The organism is Paraglaciecola sp. QJM3NY_14, assembly GCF_056173245.1.
Genome location: NZ_CM149664.1, coordinates 3,216,704 through 3,235,068 on the forward strand (window position 1 = coordinate 3,216,704; position 18,365 = coordinate 3,235,068).

The following is an 18,365-nucleotide window of genomic DNA, read 5'->3' on the forward strand; positions in this document are numbered from 1 at the left end:
TTACAGGTTTCCTTTCTTCAGCTCTTCAACAGCAAAATTTGCTGCACGGGCAGTTAATGCCATATAGGTCAACGAAGGGTTCACACAAGACGCAGACGTCATGCACGCACCGTCAGTTACAAATACGTTTAAGGCGTCCCACACCTGGTTATTACCATTTAACACCGAGGTTTTAGGGTCGCGCCCCATTCGCGCCGTGCCCATCTCGTGAATACCTTGTCCCGGGAAGTAATCAGCATCATAACCTTGAACATTTTTCATGCCGGCAGCTTCGAACATATCGATAGCATCTTGCATCATGTCTTTGCGCATGCGTTTCTCGTTGTCTTTTATCTCAACGTCCATGGCTAAGACAGGTAAACCCCATTTATCTCTCTTGGTCTTATCTAAGAAAATACGATTGCTATGATCTGGCAACATTTCACCAAACGCCGTCATGCCTATTTGCCATGAGCCTGGCTCGCTTATCGCATTCTTTAGGTCAGCGCCAATGCCCATTTCGGCGACATCGCGTCCCCAACCTTGACGACTGGCAGAGCCTTGATAACCAAAACCACGCACGTAATCGCGCTTGTCATCACCCCAGTTACGAAAACGTGGCACATAGAAACCACTTGGACGACGGCCATAGTGATACTTATCTTCATAGCCTTCCACCATAGCGTGGGCACCAATTCTAAAGTGATGATCCATTACATTATGACCAAGTTCTCCACTGCTGCTGCCCAAACCACCTTGCCATATATCGGTCGCTGAGTTCATCAATAACCATGTGGAGTTAAACGACGACGCATTGACGAACAATATCTTACTGGTGAATTCGTAAGTCTCGTTCGTTTCGGCATCTATCACCGCCACACCTTTAGCACGCTTCTTATCTTTATCGTATAAAATTTCAGTCACAATAGAATAAGGTCGCACCGTCAAGTTACCGGTTTTAACCGCTGCTGGCAGCGTCGATGATTGCGTACTGAAATACCCACCAAAAGGACACCCCAACCAGCATTTATTGCGGTATTGGCAGTTTGTGCGCCCTTCTTTTGGCTTAGGCTCAGTCATGTTCGAGGTACGGCCCGGAATTAAATGACGTTGGCCTTTGAAGGTTTTCTGAATTCTAGCCGCCACATCTTTTTCTACGCAGTTAAGCGGCATGGGCATTTGATATTCACCATCAGGCAACACGTCTAATCCATCTTTACTGCCACTGATCCCGGCGAAGCGTTCTACGTAATCGTACCAAGGGGATACATCTTCATAGCGAATTGGCCAATCCACCGCGATCCCTTCTTTAGCATTAGCTAGAAAGTCTTCTTTGTTTAATCGATAGCTTTGACGGCCCCAAGTGAGTGAACGTCCACCCATGTGGTAACCACGAAACCAATCAAAACGCTTTTCTTCCACATACGGGCTGTCTTTCTCGTTCGCCCACATGCCAAGTGTTGGCTCATTAAGAGGATAGTCACGTTTTAGCACTGGATAATTTTCGATCATTTCCTGTGTGCGTTCACCGCGATGGGGGTAATCCCACGCTTCTTTATGGGCGTTTGTGTAATCTTTTACGTGCTCAATGTTTCTGCCTCTTTCCAGCATTAACACTTTAAGCCCTTTTTCGGTTAACTCTTTTGCTGCCCAACCACCGCTGATACCTGAGCCAACAACGATTGCGTCATAATGATTATTTGCCATTTTTGGTCCCTAACTTCTTGTTGTGTGATGTGTACTAAAAAGCGCTAAAAAACACTTAGATAAAAAGTTACACATCACAGATATGAATTGCTTCGCGTAACGATTCGATTTTGCCTGCTTTAGTCTCAGCAGCAGGTATAAACTCCTGAGCAAGATAACCGGTAAAGCCCACATCTTTAATTGCACGAGCAATCGCTGGATAGTAAAGCTCTTGGTTATCTCCAATTTCATGACGACCCGGCACACCTGCAGTGTGGTAGTGGCCAAAATATTGATGATTATCTTGAATGGTGCGAATGATATCGCCTTCATTCACTTGCATATGGTAGATGTCGTAAAGCAGCTTAAAATTTTCTGAGCCAAGGGCTTTACATAAATCCACGCCCCATTTCGAGCTATCAGCCATATAATCTGGGTGATCAACCTTGCTGTTAAACAACTCCATTTGTATTACCACACCTTTTTGCTCAGCATAAGGCAAAATACGTTTAAGACCTGCCACTGCATTTTTAAGGCCCTGCTCTTTACTCATACCTCTGGCATTGCCGCTGAAACAAATGAGGTTTTTGTACCCCGCCTGTGCCACTAAATCGATATGTTTTAGATAACGCTTTTCAAGCTCATCGTGAAATTCAGGGTGAATAAAGCCATCGACTAAGTTCAGCTCAGCTCCATTACACATTGATGAGTCGATACCGTAGCGCTTGAGTATTGGCCAGCCTTCTGGGCCAATGAGATCGATGGCTGAAAAGCCCAATGATTTAACCACTTGGCAAAGCTCTTCAATAGATAATTCGCCGTACGTCCAGCGCGCAACCGAGTGATTAATATTGCCTTTGAATTTCGAAGTAGTTTGTTGACTTCCACTTTGTGACGCCTGGCTTGATGCACAGCCACTGACCATTGTACTTGCTGCCAACGCGGCACTACTAAGTGCCATACCTTTAAGCATATTGCGACGTGAGTTACTCATTACCTGACACCTTTTCGTCCTTAAACGTGAACATGAAAATAACAAACACACCTAAGGCGAACGCCGCAGGGAACAACCAGATATCAAGCCAAGAGTGGCCGGCTGCGGTGGTGTATTTATCGGTTATTTGCCCGGCGACCCAAAAGCCAATCAGCATACCCACACCGTATGTGGCTAAGGTAATCAGGCCCTGAGCGGCGCTTTTCACTTTTTCTCCTGCTTTTGAATCAGTGTAGATTTGTCCTGAAACAAAAAAGAAGTCGTAACAGATACCGTGCAGTGCGATACCCACGAGCAGTAATGCAACTCCGCCATCTGCATCGCCGTAAGCAAATAATGCATAACGCACTACCCAAGCGAGCATGCCGATGAGCAAAGTAATTTTGATGCCGAAGCGGTTTAAGAATACTGGCAGGGCTAGCATGAATAACACTTCAGACACTTGGCCTAAGGTCATCTTGCCCGTTGCGTTGTCCACGCCGATTTCAGTTAAGAACGGGTTGGCATTTTGGTAATAAAACGCTAAAGGAATACAAATTAACACTGAAGATAAAAAGAACACTAAGAAGTTTCTGTCTTTGAGCAGTGCCAGTGCATCAAGGCCCAGCACCTCTTTTAGACCAACTTGCTCGCCGGCGCTTTTTGGCGGTGTTTTTGGCAAAGTAAAGCTAAACAAACCGAGTATCAAAGATGCGCCTGCACACAATAAGAACGTATTGCGTAACATACCCTCTTCGATAGCCTGTTTCGAATCCCATGAGAACGCATAGCTGATGGCTAAGCCGGCGACAATCCAGCCCACTGTGCCCCACACGCGAATTTTACCAAATTGCTTCGATGGGTTATCCATTTGTGCGAATGACACAGAGTTAACTAGCGCTAAGGTCGGCATGTAGGCAATCATGTAACCCAATACAAGTGGGTAGAACGCATCAAAGTCAGGCGCCTGATACAAGCAATACATCAACACTGCGCCAATGAGATGCAATACACCTAAAATACGCTCTGCGTTAAAGTACCTATCTGCAATAAGGCCAATCACGAACGGCGCGATAATCGCCCCCCACGATTGAGTAGAAAAGGCCATGCCTATTTCACCGCCAGTGGCTTGCAACGTATTAGCCAAGAATGTGCCTAAGGTAACAAACCAGCCCCCCCAGATAAAAAACTGCAGAAACATCATCACGCTTAATCGCGTTGTTATCGTATTCATTTTCTAACCCTTGATTATGGCACTGGCAAGCATGCGTCCGCACCGTCTCATCATTTGTATTGCTTCACTTAAAGGCCCTAAGCTAATTAAGGCGCTGAGCCAATTTGTGCAGCGTTTACGCTTTACAGCCCCAATATTCTGCGATTTCGCTGCTCGTCACTCACTGCACCAGCGAAATCATCAAACGCGCGCCCTGCGGGGGTAATAATATGGCTTGCGATAAACGGCGCACCTTCAGCGGCCCCTTGGTTTGAGTCTTTTAAACAGCATTCCCATTCCAAAATGGCCCAACCATCAAACCCATACTGGGTTAGTTTGCTAAATATTCCTTTAAAGTCGACTTGACCGTCGCCCAATGAGCGAAAACGGCCTGGGCGTTCCTTCCAGTCTTGATAACCTCCGTAAACACCAGAACGCCCATTAGGATTAAATTCGGCATCCTTTACATGGAACATCTTAATGCGCTCATGATACAAATCGATGAATTGTAGGTAATCAAGCTGTTGTAAAACAAAGTGGCTCGGGTCAAACAAAATATTCGCTCTGGGGTGGCCATTAACGGCATCCAAAAACAATTCGAATGACGCCCCATCGTGTAAATCCTCACCGGGGTGAATTTCATAACAGACGTCCACGCCCGCCTCATCAAACGCATCTAAAATAGGTAACCAACGTTTTGCCAGCTCAGCAAAACCTTGCTCAACTAAGCCCGCAGGGCGCTGTGGCCAGGGATATGCTAAATGCCATAAAAACGCACCTGAAAACGTGGCATGCGCTGTTAAGCCAAGGCGTTGGCTTGCCTTTGCGGCCCATTTCATTTGTTGTATTGCCCACTCGGTGCGCTCGGCGGGTTTGCCCCGCAGCGCTTCAGGGGCGAAGTTATCGAACAGTTCATCATATGCTGGGTGCACAGCCACTAGCTGGCCTTGTAAATGCGTAGAAAGTTCTGTGATCTGCACGCCCGCTTTGTTACAAATCGCCATCACCTCATCACAGTACTCTTGGCTATTCGCTGCGCGTTCCAAATCGAATATTGCTGTATCGCCAGTGGGAACTTGAATTCCTTTATATCCCAACGAGGCTGCCCATGTAGCAATCGAATCCAAACTGTTGAAAGGCGCTTCATCACTCATAAACTGGGCTAAAAATATTCCGGGGCCTTTAATAGCAGGCATAATCTTCTCCTTAACTGGTGCGCTTGGGTAAACCGCCGAGCGGCTTACGTGTTAATCACTTGTTCGTGACATAACAGACTCATTTGTTTGCTTTTTGTGCGTTCTTTTTCGCGCGAGCTTTTCACGTGTTCTTTTTCGCGCGATCTTTAACGGTTTATTCAGCGCTTGGCACAGCATGCCATTTGGTTTCACTGTCACTACTGGCTAACATGGCATCGATAAACGCCATTCCTCTTATCCCTGAATCAATCCCAGGTACACCAGCGGCTTTTCCAAGCTCATTGGCATTCTTTGATGCTGTACCTGCATCTGCTGCTTTCACTGCTTTGCCAAAATAGCGGTACAAGTTAGCCATTGCCTCTAAGTAGCCCTCAGGGTGACCCGCTGGAGTACGGCAACGCTCTGATGCTTCCTGGCACAAGCCGGGTTGCCCCATACCTGCTCGTAACACCTGAAACGGCTGGCCTAGTGGGCGATAAATAACCGAGTTGGGCTCCATTTGTTGCCACTCGAGCCCACCTTTATCACCGTAGACACGAATTTTTAGCGCGTTCTCTTCACCAGCACACACTTGACTTGCGATCAACACACCGCTTACTCCACCATCAGTACGAATAAGTGCAGCACCGTCATCATCTAGTCTACGCCCATCTACATGGGTATTTAAATCGGCGCAAAGCGACGTCACTTGTTGCTGCAACACAAACTCCACCAGCCCAAAAGCATGGGTACCGATATCGCCCATACAGCCGCTGCCACCAGATTGCGCAGGATCCGTACGCCACGAGGCTTGTTTGTTGTGGCTTTCTTCATCGGCTGACAACCAACCTTGAGGATACTCAACGTAGACTTTTCGAATGTTACCCAGTGCGCCACTGCCCACCATATGCTGTGCTTGCCACACCATGGGATAGCCCAAGTACGTGTGTGCAAGGCCATACAAAACCGAGCTTTTCTTCAATGTCGTTTTTAAGTGACTTGCTTCTTCGAGCGAAATAGCTGCGGGCTTCTCACAAAACACATGAAACCCAGCTTCAATCGCCGCGATTGAAATTGGCACATGTAAATGATTAGGGGTCACTATGATGAGCACTTGCATGCGTTCATTTTGTGGTAATGCTTGTTCGGCTTTTAATAGCGCCTCCCAGCTGGAATAAACCCGGTTATCATCTAACCCCAGTGCGTCTGCAGTGCGCTGGTTATTGCCTTCGTCACGGCTAAATGCACCGCACACCAATTCTATTTGACCATCAAGGGCCAAGGCATGGCGATGAACCGCGCCAATGAATGCGCCTTCACCACCGCCCACCATACCCATTCGAACTTTGTTCATTTTTGCCACGTAATCGTTCCTATGCTATTGAGGCGCACGGCCAATTGTTACACAAATGTATAATATCGTTAAAATGTAACGGGTTTCATTTGGTCATGTCAACTTTAATTAGCCATTAGTATGATAATTTATCGCTTTAAGTAAATTTTTCGTTGCAAAAACGTACTCAAAATCGCTCCTATTGAATAATATAGCTAGATTTTTAATTTTCCTGCGGTATTATTTTTACATTAAATGCTAACGGTTACATTTTGACTTTATGTATGAAATAACGTCACTGTGAAAAATACAACGACAGGTTTCTATGAGTAATATTAGGCAAGTGGCTAATTTAGCAGGTGTGTCGGTGGCAACAGTCTCTAGGGCATTGCAGCAGCCGGAGCGCGTGTCACCAAAAACGCGTAATAAAGTTATGCTTGCCGTAAACGAAGTGGGTTACAAACCGAATCTGATGGCGGTCAAGTTTCGCTCAGGTAAAACACATAGTTTGGTAGCACTGGTCCCTACGGTAGCAAACGTCTTTTTTGCTCGCGTGATAAGTGGAATGCAGATAGCGGCCGCCCAGCGTGGTTATACCATTTTACTTGCTAACACACTGGGCGATGAAACCATAGAGGCAAACTACGCAAAAATGGTGCAAACCTCTCAGGCTGATGGGCTCATTCAATTAAGAGCGCATAATCCCTTTGATGCATCGATCAACAAGCCCAACGAATTACTGCCCATGGTTAACGCGTGCGAGGTCATGCACGACATTAACTGCCCTGTTGTTACGTTAGATAACCGCGCAGCGGCTAAAGCCATGACGATGCATTTAATTGAGCAAGGTCATAAACGCATCGCACTCATCAAAGGCCCTCAATCAAGCCCACTGACGCGCGAGCGCTTGGCAGGTTATGGCGATGCACTAACCGAGGCAGGTTTGAAATTTGATGATTCCCTGCTCTATCCAGGTGACTTTACCTTGCAATCCGGACATGACGCAGCCACTAAAATCATTGCCAGTGAGCACCGCCCAAGTGCGGTATTTTGTGAAAATGACGAAACCGCCATTGGGGCAATGCAGTGTTTTAAACAAGCGGGACTGCGAATTCCCCAAGATATTTCCATTGCGGGGTTTGATGATATTTCATTTTCTGCATTTTGCGATCCCCCGCTGACCACTATCGCTCAGCCAGCAGAAGAGTTTGGCCAAAGTGCGGTGTCATTATTGATTGATTTACTCGAAGGCAAGATCACCAAAGCGCCAAAAGTCATCATGCCATTTGAATTAATTGTGCGCGCTAGTACGGGCCCAGCGCCGACGCTATAGTCGACTCGCTGAGACGCATAACACACGCACCCACTCGGAGAAAAAACCATGAAAGATTTCGCCCACAGCTCAGTCTGTGAACAAACATCTCGCTTTGATTTAGCCCATCAAGACAGTCGCAGACGTTTCGTTAAACTCAGTGCTGCGGCTCTGGGCCTAGCAGCCATGCCTGGCTCTATTGCATTTGCCGCCAATATGCTAACGACCCCAGCGGCAGTTGGGCTGCAACTGTACACCCTGCGAGATATGATGGCAGTTAGCTTGCCCGCCACATTAAAGTTAGTCGCTGCTGTAGGTTACAAAGAACTAGAGTTTGCTGGTTATTTCAATCACAAACCCAGTGAAATCAAGACAATCCTAAACAATGAAGGTTTAAGCGCTCCTTCTGCTCATATTGGGCTCACTGCATTTGATGATGGCATCGATAAGGTGATTGATCATGCCCTAGAAGTGGGTCATCAATACATTGTTATTCCGTATTTGACCGAAGAACAAAGAGGCACGGGCATAGACGTGTACAAAAAGCTCGCTGAGCGTTGCAACGTGATCGGCGAGGCATGTAACAAAACGGGCTTACAACTGGCTTATCATAATCACGCTTTCGAGTTTGAAATGCGTGACGGTCAGTTACCGTACGATGTACTGCTTAACGAAACGGATAAAAATTTAATGGCTATGGAAATGGATTTATTTTGGATGTTTAAAGCCAAACAAGATCCCCTCGCCTACTTTAAGCAACACCCAGGGCGCTTTAAACTATGGCATGTAAAAGATATGGATGAGGCAGGAAACTTTGCCGATGTGGGCACAGGAACGATAGACTTTGCGCCTATCTTCGCCCAATCTGCGCTTTCTGGTGTTCAACACAGATTTGTTGAACGCGATAAAACAGACGACAAATTGAAAACTATCCAGCAAGGGTACAAAGCCATGTCTACGCTATTGGCCTAGACGACAAGCATTGGTCTACACTATAAAGGTTCAGTTTTTACTGATAAATATTTTACCTTTAGTTGTGAAGCCCCTCAGCTTAATTAAAAAGTCGCACAGCCCGCACGCTGAGCGACTTTTTTATTGATTGAAAAAAGTTAACGTACTTGGTATCGAGACCAATATCGGCCACTGCTGGCGATATGCGCTTTCAACATTTTTAAGGTTTTTGCTACCTCTCTTTCTTCGAGAGCCTGAAGCAATGCTTTATGCTCAGCAATACTTTGTTCAATACGCCGAGAGCTCAATGTCAGGCTGCCATGGGCAACATGTAAAATGAGCCTATTACGTCGCCAGATTTCCACTGCATTCTTATTGTAATGGTCTTTATACATAAGCCAATGAAACTGCGTGTCTAAATGTCGAAACACACCATGAGGTGGCTCAGCAAGCGACGTAAGCTTTTCCATTTCAAATAAAACATTTTCAAGTTCATGACGCTGCTCATCAATATGCTCCTCAACAAACCACTCCATTAGGTAGGGGTCGAGCAGTTGCAGCACCTCAAATACATCGCGTGTATCACTTGCGGTGAAAGTTGAGACACTGGCACCTGAGTTTGGCGCGACGTTAACAAACCCCTCTCCTTGCAATTGCTTTAATGCCTCTCTAACTGGGTTGATACTGGTGCTATAACGTTGGGCCAATTGCGTTGTCACTAAACGTTCACCACTGACGAAAACCGCATTGATAATGTCGCTTAAAATGTTGGCGTAAACACCGGCCTGATCTGTGAGCAAGGGGGAAGTTAACACGTGTTTTGGTGACAAACTATTTTTGTTCATTTGGCTCTATTGTGTCTGATGTGGTAACGGGGCTTATCTCTTTCTGGCGCTCGCCGCTGTCTTCTGTGCTCTTGCACATAACGCGTTATTTTCGGGTCCCGGGATATTATTAACGCTTAATATACTCTTATCTTAGCGCGCTACCTAAACGTTTAACATCTCGATTTTTTATAAATGCTTAATACCCACTCCAGTCAATAATTCACCATTTAGCAAAGATTTAAAGAAACTTAATCACGTTAAATAGCCCCCCACAAAAACAAATTACACATAATTCTTTTTATTTAGCACATAAAAATTCAACAAATTGTATTGAGCTTGTTAAAACAATGTGCAATTATCCACCGTGATTGTTAACAATTAATTGTTGCAATGAGTGGTATTTCTTCCAAAAATTAGTACATAAATCGACAAAGACAGCTGAACTTCGATTCCAATGAGTAAGCGAGACAAGCGAAATCAAGCTGACTCATGAAATACCAAAATGGTACTCAGATACAATACGGACAATAAGGTAGAAACGCATGAAACACTTTACACATAGTTTTACCCATACCAAACTTGCCAGTGCCGTGGCGTTTGCACTAATAAGTTTGCACACCACTTCACCTGTTTACGCTCAACAAGCGGACGACCAAGAAGTAGAAGTTATCAATGTGAAAGGCGTCAGAGGTGCATTGGTTAGCGCAGCAAATATAAAACGTGATTCAGATGGGGTCGTTGATGCGATTACTGCACAAGATATAGGTAAATTCCCTGATACCAATTTGGCTGAATCGCTGCAACGTATTACCGGTGTGTCAATTGACCGCTCCAACAACGAGGGGAATCAAGTCACGGTGCGCGGCTTTGGACCTAGCTTTAATTTAGTCACCCTTAACAATCGTCAAATGCCCACATCATCCACTTTGTTAGAAGACGGAATTGATCGCAGCTTTAATTTTCGTGAAATTGCCGCAGAGAGTGTGTCAGGTGTAGAGGTATACAAAACTGGTAAGGCGAACATTTCCTCTGGTGGCATCGGCTCTACTATTAATATAAAAACCGCGAAACCTTTTGATTATGATGGCTTCAAAGCCGTGGCAACGGTCAAAGGCGTAGTGGATACCAGTGTCGAAGTGGGCGATAGCGTTACACCCGAGGTGTCAGGTATGGTGAGCCAGCAATTTGCAGACGGTAAAGTCGGTGTGCTGTTGTCTCTATCACACGCTGAGCGTGACAGTCGTAAGGAACGTGTCGGCACACCTGGCTGGGTGCCTGAACGAGGTTCTAACGTTGATAAAAGTGGTATAGATACAAATCTAAATCCAAGTCGCACACACTGGGCACCATTGTCCATCAGTGTGGATACCCACGATAACCACAGAGAGCGGCAAAATGCGCAATTGGTGCTGCAAATGGCACCAAGCGACACCTTAGTTGCAACATTGGACTACACCCTTTCACGATTTGAAGAAACCTCGAACATTAATCGCACCAGCTTTTGGTTTGACGGTGATACAGGAGGTGACGCAGATGCTAACGGCACAGTCACTAATCCGTTTAGAAATGACGATGAGTTGAATTTTTGGTCGTATCACAACTACTTTAATACTGAAAATGATTCAATCGGCTTGAACCTTGAGTATCAAGCCACGGAAAACCTAAGTTTTAATTTCGATTACCATGACTCAACGTCACATTCGCAGCCAGATGGGCGCGACTCAGAAACCATCATGAACCTGAAAAACCCACGTGTGAACGATACCAATGGCGATGGTATTGCCGACCGTGGCGGCGTAGATGTGAGCATTACGACTCACCCAAATGGTCGACCAGATATATTCTTCGATGCAGCCGATTTACCCGGTCAAGACCCTTACGCCAGCCAGAACATTCAATTTGATTTGTTTCAAACCCGCGGATACGAAATTGAAAACAACATCAAGCAAGCACAGTTACATGGACAATGGCTCAATGCCTATAGCGGCGCGTTAAACAAAATCAATTTCGGAGTGGCCAATACCGATTACACAATAGACACCTATGCCAAGCGAACCATCGCCTTCGTGCCGCTTGATATTTCTACTTTGGATTTACAGTTCAATAGCAGCAATGGCTTTGGCAAAGACATAGGTGGCAACAGTAACTTCTTTCCTTTGCTATCGAGTTACAGCGCTCAAGACGCTTTGCAACTGGTGAAAGATCAAGGTTTTTACTTTCAAGAAGACCCTGTATACAACGGTGTAAATGAAGAAACCTTCGCCGTTTATTTATCCTTTGATTTTGAAACAGAATTCAATCAGATGCCGATTAAGTTCAATGCAGGCCTACGCTGGGAAGACACAGATGTCACATCAACATCTCTTCAACGGGGCATTAAATCTTTAAACTACGTTAATACAGCAGGGCGTTTTGGCGAAGTGTTTACCGACGAGCCGACCAATATTCGTCTTGAAGGCAGCTATACACGATTATTGCCAAATATGGATTTCAACATCGAGTTTACTGACGACTTAGTCGGTCGCGTATCATATAGCACCACCTTGAGCCGCCCTGATTTATCATCATTGTTTCCCTCAACAACCATAGATGCAAGACCTGACGGTCCTTACAGCGCCTCAATTGGCAATCCTGGATTACTGCCTCTTGAATCAAAGAACATCGATTTATCGCTAGAGTGGTATTATGGCAATGGTAGCTACGCATCAGTAGGTTTCTTCAAAAAGTACGTTGAAAACTTTATCGGTATTACTACTCGAGAAGGCACGATGCCTGATGTGAACGGCAACCCTCTTACCGATCCGAGTATCATTCCTCGCCCAGGTTGCCCAGATGAAGTAGTCGGCGGCAACCCCGCGTGTTTCTCTACCCCTGACGATCCAGAAATTACCTTTTTAATCTCATCGCCCGATAATTTAAATGATGCCGAAGTAGATGGTTGGGAGCTCAATCTACAACACATTTTTGGTGAAAGCGGATTTGGTACAGTGGCCAACATGACCTTTGTCGATGGAAACGTTGAATACGATGTGTATGACGTTAACAGCACCTTTGCGTTAACCGGATTGAGCGATTCAGCAAACCTTATCGCATTCTATGAAAAAGACGGCTTTCAGGCACGTATTGCTTACAACTGGCGGGATGATTTCTTATTGGCGCTCTACCAACCGCAGCGTCAAGGGGAGCCAAACTTCGTTGAAGCGTATGGCCAGTGGGATATTAATGTCAGCTATGACATTAATGAAAATCTGTCGGTGTTCGTCGAGGGATTAAATATCACTGAAGAAACTACCCGCAGACATGGCCGCTTTGCCGATCAACTCATCAGTGCAGAGCAGTTTGGTGCAAGGTACAACATAGGTGTCAGTGCTAAATTTTAGCGCTGGTATTATATAAACAGAGGGCTAATCATCGCCCTCTTACATTGATTACACGTGGTACAGGGAATTTGATATGTTTAAATTTACACTCTATAGGCACTTTAAAATGGTGGCGCAAACCATTTTGACATTGAGTGCGCTGTTGCTTGCTCCTCATGTGGTTGCAAAACAACGCCCCAACATAATATTGATCATTGCAGATGATTTAAATTGGGACGATCTTGGGGCCTACGGTCACACTGGGGTAAAAACCCCCAACCTAGATAAGCTCGCCAAGGGCGGTATGCGCTTTGATAACGCATTCTTGACGGCAAGTTCGTGCAGCCCTAGCCGCGCAAGTATGATCACTGGCCGCTACCCTCACAACACCGATGCAGAGCAGCTTCACTGGCCTTTGCCGAAAGAACAAGTCACTGTTTCACAAACGTTACGTGACGCTGGCTATTGGACAGCAGCCGCTGGAAAGTGGCACCTAGGCGAAGACACCAAGCAACGATTTGATGAAGTGGTAGAGTCTAGATATGGCATTGATGAGCCCTCAGGTAGCGCACAGTGGGTGCCGCTGTTAGAGAAACGCCCAAAAGACAAACCGTTTTTCTTATGGTTCGCCTCATGGGATTCACATCGTCCGTTTTATCAAGGTGAATACCCCCATAAACATACTCAAGACGATGTGCGCTTACCGCCTTATTACCCAGCGACCGAACTTTACATGAATGATTTCGCCGCCTATTACGACGAGATTTCCCGCTTAGACGAACACGTTGGCAAGGTCGTCAATACTCTTGAACAACAAGGCGTAGCAGAGAATACCTTGATCATATTTGTGGCGGATAATGGTCGTCCCTTTGCCAGAGACAAAACCACGCTGTACGACTCAGGTGTTAAAACCCCATTTATTGCCTATTGGCCAAATGGGATCCCTAAAGGCAGCGTTAGTCAAAGTATTATCAGTAGCATAGATTTAGCCCCTACGTTTGCAGATTTAGCCAACACAAATATCCCAAATACCTTTGAAGGTAAAAGTCTGACTGAATTATTCGAAGCCCCTGAAAAGCCATTTCGAGAGTATGCAATTTCAGAGCGTAACTGGCACGACTTCGAAGATCATGGCCGTTCCGTGCGCACCGAGCAGTATCGGTACATTCGCAACAACTACTACGATTTACCTGCCACACCGAGTGCGGACACGGTTTACCACAAAACATGGTGGGAGCTGAGCCGATTATTCGAGCAAGGTGCATTAACGCCAAACCAAGCTAGACCGTTTCTGGCCCCAAGACCCAAAGAAGAATTATATGATTTGATCAACGACCCGTTCGAGCTGACAAACCTTGCCACTGACGAAAACTACCTTAGTGTGCTTGCGCATCACAGTGCAATTTTAGATAAGTGGATAACATCAAGTAACGACTTTATCCCGAGTTTTCGTACGCCAGATGATTTCGATCGTGTGAGAGGCGCATATGCGCCTCATCGCAAACGTCCTCGCCCCTCGAAAATGCAAATGTACCAAGCGTCTGGTCGCTACTGAACATAAAAGTGGCTCAAGTTCCCGGTAAAGGTGGCGAAGCGGTTAATCGTCGCCTTTTTTATTCATTCATGTGCACAACTGAACATGAATTTAATTGCTAAATCGGCAAGTCATCTAACCTCAAGGTCATAAAGCAACTATTCGGGTCAAGCGGGTAATTAGAAAACGGCCCACAATCAACAAAGCCGAACCTACGATACAGGTTTTTAGCGGGTTCGAAGTAACTCATGGTGCCGGTTTCTAAGCTTAGGCGGCATAACCCACTTTGCTTGGCATGGTGAATCAAATGCTGTAGCAACGCTGCTCCAACGCCACGTTTACGGGCATCATGAGCGCTGCGCATGGATTTAATTTCGCCATGGGTGCCCGACAACGACTTTAATGCGATGCAACCTAACACCTTGTCGTTCTCGCGAGCTGACCAAAACGTGATCGATTCATGTTTAAGCGCCTGCATATCTAATGCATGCACGCTTTCGGGTGGCGATGTGGCGTACATATCTGCTAAATGCTCTTCTAGCAAACCTCGCACCCCATCACAGGTTAATGTGTCCACGGCTATCTTCATCCCCTTACGCTCCTTTAAGCAGTTCTTTAAGCATTTTTTTAAACACGCTATTTGAGCGCGTAGTTTGAGCGCGTAATTTGAGCGCGTAATATGCTATTACCTAGCTTTCAAACGCCATACTTTTGCAATTCACACGGCTTCTAAGTCGCAAACACGTGTACTTTTTATCGAGCTAATTGATCTTTATCAATTCATCTAAGACACGCTTTGCCCAAATTTTAGCGCGTTTTACGCATTTCTTTTACGCTTGTTTTTACTCCCCATCGCTTGTTTGTAACCTCAATCAAAACCTATATGTGGCAAGGTTTAGCACCTTCGAATCAATACTGACTGCGCCTCAAATAATGCTCAATTTTGGCAATGCGATAGTCGCCAAGCACCATCAAATCAGGAATACAAATGTGCAGTTACCTTTTATTCGGTACTTGTATATGATTTATCAACACGAATATTTGTACGGACAAATTTTAATGAGTTTGAAATTGAATAAACAATTTTTGATTTTAATCATGGGCGCACTGTTAGCGAGCTTCACTCTTGCCAAACATGCCTATGCAGATTCAAACGATGCATTAGCGCCCAAAAGTAGTGTGCAAGACGCCCTTGCAATGCCACTACATACCGTGACGATTGCCACTGTATCGTTGGAACAAAGCCTATTGTTTTACCGTGATGGTATGGGCATGCAGGTTGAAGGGCCTTTAAAAATAAGTCCTGCTCTGGAAAAAACACACCGTGCACTATGGCAAATGCCAGACGATCTAAGTTGGCAGACTTATCGCTTATATCGAAAAGGGGTAGACAGCGCCATACAAATTCGTCTTCTTGTGCTGAGTAAGCCCATGCCGACCATCCATGATAGTTGGAACTCCAGAGAGCTAGGGCCTTTCTCTTTGGGCTTTCCCAATACGGATACCATTGCGCTGGATAGACACATTCGTACCATAGGTTTTGGGGCACTCAATACGCTTGAAAGCTACCCTATCCCACGCGCGGATGGTAGTACCTACCAAATAGACGAAACCATTTTTAATGCCCCAGATTTTAATCATGGAGTCGCTATCACCCGTGGCAATGGTATGGCGCAATTGGGCCCAACAGACGCAAACGGCAAAGGTGGGCCTGCCTATTCGGCACAAGTGATCACAGATTCAGCATCACAGCTTACCTTTTACACGGACGTACTTGGCCTTGAAATTCGCTCAGACAGGGTATTCAAATCCGCTGGTGACAAAGGGGCAATGAATCTGCCCAATGGCACCGAGTTCAGATTCGCCATTGTATACAGTAAAGGCGCGACGACGGGCCACATGCTGTTTGTGGATTTTCACAACGTTGAACCGATCAAACCCAAAAATGCACCTAGCTTACCGAATATTGGCTTAGGCATGTGGAGCTTCCCTGTACGCTCGATACAACAGGTCATGGATAATGCCGACGCACACGGCGCAATGATAGTCAGTCAGCCTGAACGGGTTAACGATCCGCTTGTGGGCGAATCCATGGTTGCCACGTTACGTGCCCCCAACGGCTTTTTAATTGAAGTGTTTGAGGTGCAACCCTAATGCGCGCCTTCAAACTGACATCTATATTACTGGGTTCTTTGCTGTGCTCCTTTCTGGTGTCCTTGTTGATCGTACCTTTTGCTCACGCAAAAGACTTCACACTTAACGGATTTACCGAAACCGTTTTTATCGTCTCTGACGTCGAAAGAAGTAGCCTGTTTTACCAACAATATGCAGGTTGGGAAGTACGCTCTACAGAAGACGTCGCGCCAGAGCTAAAGCAGTTATGGCAACTACCTGAGCAGGCACGCCTAAAGCAAGTACTGCTGGCCAACAAAGGTGAGCAACGTGGTTACGTGCGTTTAATTCAAATTGACAACGTAGCGCAAGAGATTATTCGGGCAAACACCCAGTCGTGGGATGTTGGTGGCATATTTGACGTTAACGTGCGAGTGGCTGATATGGCAACTAAACGTCAACAGTTGCAAGATGCTGGCTGGCGCGGCACAAGCGACCCCGTCTCATTTACCTTTGGTCCTTATGAAGTCACTGAGTGGATAGCAACTGGTTTTGACGGCATCAGTTTTGCGATGATCGAACGCATCAAACCCACGCTAGAAGGCTGGCCAAACGTAAAGCACATGAGCCGAGTGTTTAATTCCACCCAAGTCGTCGATAACATAGACAAGTCTTTAGCGTTTTACCGCGATGTACTTGGCTTTCAAGTGTATTTAGAGCACAAAGGGGCCAGTAAAGATGCGGGACCAAATGTGCTGGGACTACCCTATAACCTAACCACAGAAATTCCCCGTTCAGTGTACATTTTGCATCCACAAAAACGAAACGAAGGGTCAGTTGAATTGCTGCAGTTTCACGGTGCTATGGGTAAAAATGTTAGCGCCAAAGCCGCGCCACCGAATTTAGGCATTGTCACCCTGCGTTTTCCAGTAGACAATTTACCTGCACTCAAAGGGTATTTGCTCGAAAATGAAGTGCAAATTGTATCTCAGGCGACGCTGAATTTACCTCCATATGGAACAGTGGATATGCTGGCAATTAGAACGCCAGACCAAACATGGATCGAGTTTTATCAGGCGCGTTAATATAATAATAAAATAGGCTGAATTCATGTCACTCGATATCAATAAAGTAGTCATTAAAACTTCCCTTACCTCATGTTTCGGAAGCCATTTTAAAGAAGTTGAAGGGGCCAATGCCTTCATTGATGAGCTAGCCGAAGATGCAGAAGAAGTGTCTTTCGCGCAAGGCGAATACGTGTTTCGAGAAAAAGACGCACCAGAATACGTATACATTCCTGAGTCTGGCTCATTGATGCTTGAACGCTCTACCGCGTCAGGTTCACGCCAAGTATTTGCCTTTCTGTTCACAGGTAATCTCGCTGGATTATCTGAAAATGTCAGTTATAGCTTTAGCGCAAAAGCACTAACTAACTGCGTGGTCATCCGCATTAGCCGTAAGTTAATGCAAGATATTTTCGATAAATACCCTGCGGTAGCCAAACGTTATCACGACGTTACTGGGCATATCTTGTCACTGATTTTGGATCAACTGTTTATCATGGGGCAAAAATCTGCTCACCAGCGCTTAGCTCACTTTCTATTAGATATGGAACATAGGCTGGGCCGTGGTACACATCGCTTTTTATTGCCCATGAGCCGACAAGATATTGCTGATTACCTAGGCATGAGTTTAGAGACCGCTAGCCGCGGGTTCAGTAAATTGAAAAAAGACGGGTTAATCTCTATCGAAAGCAACTACCAAATCACCGTTACCAACAGCGAAAAGCTGATTTCCTACGCTGATTAATTTGTCCATCAGCAGTACAAAGCAGCACAGTTGATCATTATCAATGCGCCATTTTTAGATGGCGTAGATATTGTTATCTGTTTTTAAGCGAAGCAAGCATCA

Annotated in this window: 14 protein-coding genes; 7 read left to right on the forward strand and 7 right to left on the reverse strand. The window is 45.7% G+C overall.

Annotation, left to right across the window (positions count from 1 at the left end):
- The 5 genes from AC0VYA_RS13620 to AC0VYA_RS13640 form a co-directional block, all read right to left on the reverse strand.
- The gene (locus AC0VYA_RS13620) at window positions 1–1,686 is read right to left on the reverse strand and encodes a GMC oxidoreductase (RefSeq protein WP_011575459.1); all 1,686 of its coding nucleotides are present in this window, start codon (window positions 1,684–1,686) and stop codon (window positions 1–3) included.
- Between the two features lie 67 nt (window positions 1,687–1,753).
- Window positions 1,754–2,659, reverse strand: a complete 906-nt coding sequence (locus tag AC0VYA_RS13625) for a hydroxypyruvate isomerase family protein (protein WP_011575460.1) — start codon at window positions 2,657–2,659, stop codon at window positions 1,754–1,756.
- On the reverse strand, window positions 2,652–3,872 hold the full coding sequence (locus AC0VYA_RS13630; RefSeq protein ID WP_473474755.1) for an MFS transporter: 1,221 nt from the start codon (window positions 3,870–3,872) through the stop codon (window positions 2,652–2,654). The genes AC0VYA_RS13625 and AC0VYA_RS13630 overlap by 8 nt, the downstream gene beginning before the upstream one ends.
- A 122-nt stretch (window positions 3,873–3,994) precedes the next feature.
- On the reverse strand, window positions 3,995–5,047 hold the full coding sequence (locus AC0VYA_RS13635) for a TIM barrel protein (RefSeq protein ID WP_473474756.1): 1,053 nt from the start codon (window positions 5,045–5,047) through the stop codon (window positions 3,995–3,997).
- 154 nt (window positions 5,048–5,201) lie between these two features.
- Window positions 5,202–6,380, reverse strand: coding sequence for a Gfo/Idh/MocA family protein (locus AC0VYA_RS13640; RefSeq protein ID WP_475488631.1), 1,179 nt, complete (start codon window positions 6,378–6,380; stop codon window positions 5,202–5,204).
- Window positions 6,381–6,684: 304 nt separating this feature from the next.
- Here AC0VYA_RS13640 and AC0VYA_RS13645 point away from each other — a divergent pair, with 304 nt between their 5' ends.
- A complete protein-coding gene (locus tag AC0VYA_RS13645) occupies window positions 6,685–7,692 on the forward strand; it encodes a LacI family DNA-binding transcriptional regulator (protein ID WP_011575464.1) in 1,008 nt (335 codons plus the stop codon).
- A 48-nt stretch (window positions 7,693–7,740) separates the two neighbouring features.
- Window positions 7,741–8,643 (forward strand): sugar phosphate isomerase/epimerase family protein, encoded by a 903-nt coding sequence (locus AC0VYA_RS13650; protein ID WP_475488632.1) that lies wholly within the window; start codon window positions 7,741–7,743, stop codon window positions 8,641–8,643.
- Between the two features lie 137 nt (window positions 8,644–8,780).
- Here the strand turns inward: AC0VYA_RS13650 and AC0VYA_RS13655 are convergent, their stop codons facing one another.
- Window positions 8,781–9,467 carry a GntR family transcriptional regulator gene (locus AC0VYA_RS13655; RefSeq protein WP_475488633.1) on the reverse strand — a complete coding sequence of 229 codons (687 nt, stop codon included), beginning with the start codon at window positions 9,465–9,467 and terminating at the stop codon, window positions 8,781–8,783.
- 524 nt (window positions 9,468–9,991) lie between these two features.
- On the opposite strand from AC0VYA_RS13655, the gene AC0VYA_RS13660 reads away from it, so the two are divergent.
- Together AC0VYA_RS13660 and AC0VYA_RS13665 are read left to right on the forward strand one after the other, a co-directional pair.
- A complete protein-coding gene (locus tag AC0VYA_RS13660; protein WP_475488634.1) occupies window positions 9,992–12,829 on the forward strand; it encodes a TonB-dependent receptor in 2,838 nt (945 codons plus the stop codon).
- Window positions 12,830–12,902: 73 nt separating this feature from the next.
- On the forward strand, window positions 12,903–14,363 hold the full coding sequence (locus AC0VYA_RS13665; protein WP_475488635.1) for a sulfatase family protein: 1,461 nt from the start codon (window positions 12,903–12,905) through the stop codon (window positions 14,361–14,363).
- A 97-nt stretch (window positions 14,364–14,460) separates the two neighbouring features.
- Here AC0VYA_RS13665 and AC0VYA_RS13670 read toward each other — a convergent pair whose 3' ends face one another.
- A complete protein-coding gene (locus AC0VYA_RS13670; RefSeq protein ID WP_475488636.1) occupies window positions 14,461–14,931 on the reverse strand; it encodes a GNAT family N-acetyltransferase in 471 nt (156 codons plus the stop codon).
- Between the two features lie 482 nt (window positions 14,932–15,413).
- Here AC0VYA_RS13670 and AC0VYA_RS13675 point away from each other — a divergent pair, with 482 nt between their 5' ends.
- The 3 genes from AC0VYA_RS13675 to AC0VYA_RS13685 are packed head-to-tail and all read left to right on the forward strand — an operon-like array spanning window position 15,414 to window position 18,263.
- On the forward strand, window positions 15,414–16,496 hold the full coding sequence (locus AC0VYA_RS13675; protein ID WP_475488637.1) for a VOC family protein: 1,083 nt from the start codon (window positions 15,414–15,416) through the stop codon (window positions 16,494–16,496).
- Window positions 16,496–17,539, forward strand: coding sequence for a VOC family protein (locus AC0VYA_RS13680; protein WP_475488638.1), 1,044 nt, complete (start codon window positions 16,496–16,498; stop codon window positions 17,537–17,539). Before AC0VYA_RS13675 ends, AC0VYA_RS13680 begins: the two co-directional genes overlap by 1 nt.
- Window positions 17,540–17,564: 25 nt before the next feature.
- Window positions 17,565–18,263 carry a helix-turn-helix domain-containing protein gene (locus AC0VYA_RS13685; RefSeq protein ID WP_473474765.1) on the forward strand — a complete coding sequence of 233 codons (699 nt, stop codon included), beginning with the start codon at window positions 17,565–17,567 and terminating at the stop codon, window positions 18,261–18,263.
- The last annotated feature ends 102 nt before the right edge of the window (window positions 18,264–18,365 follow it).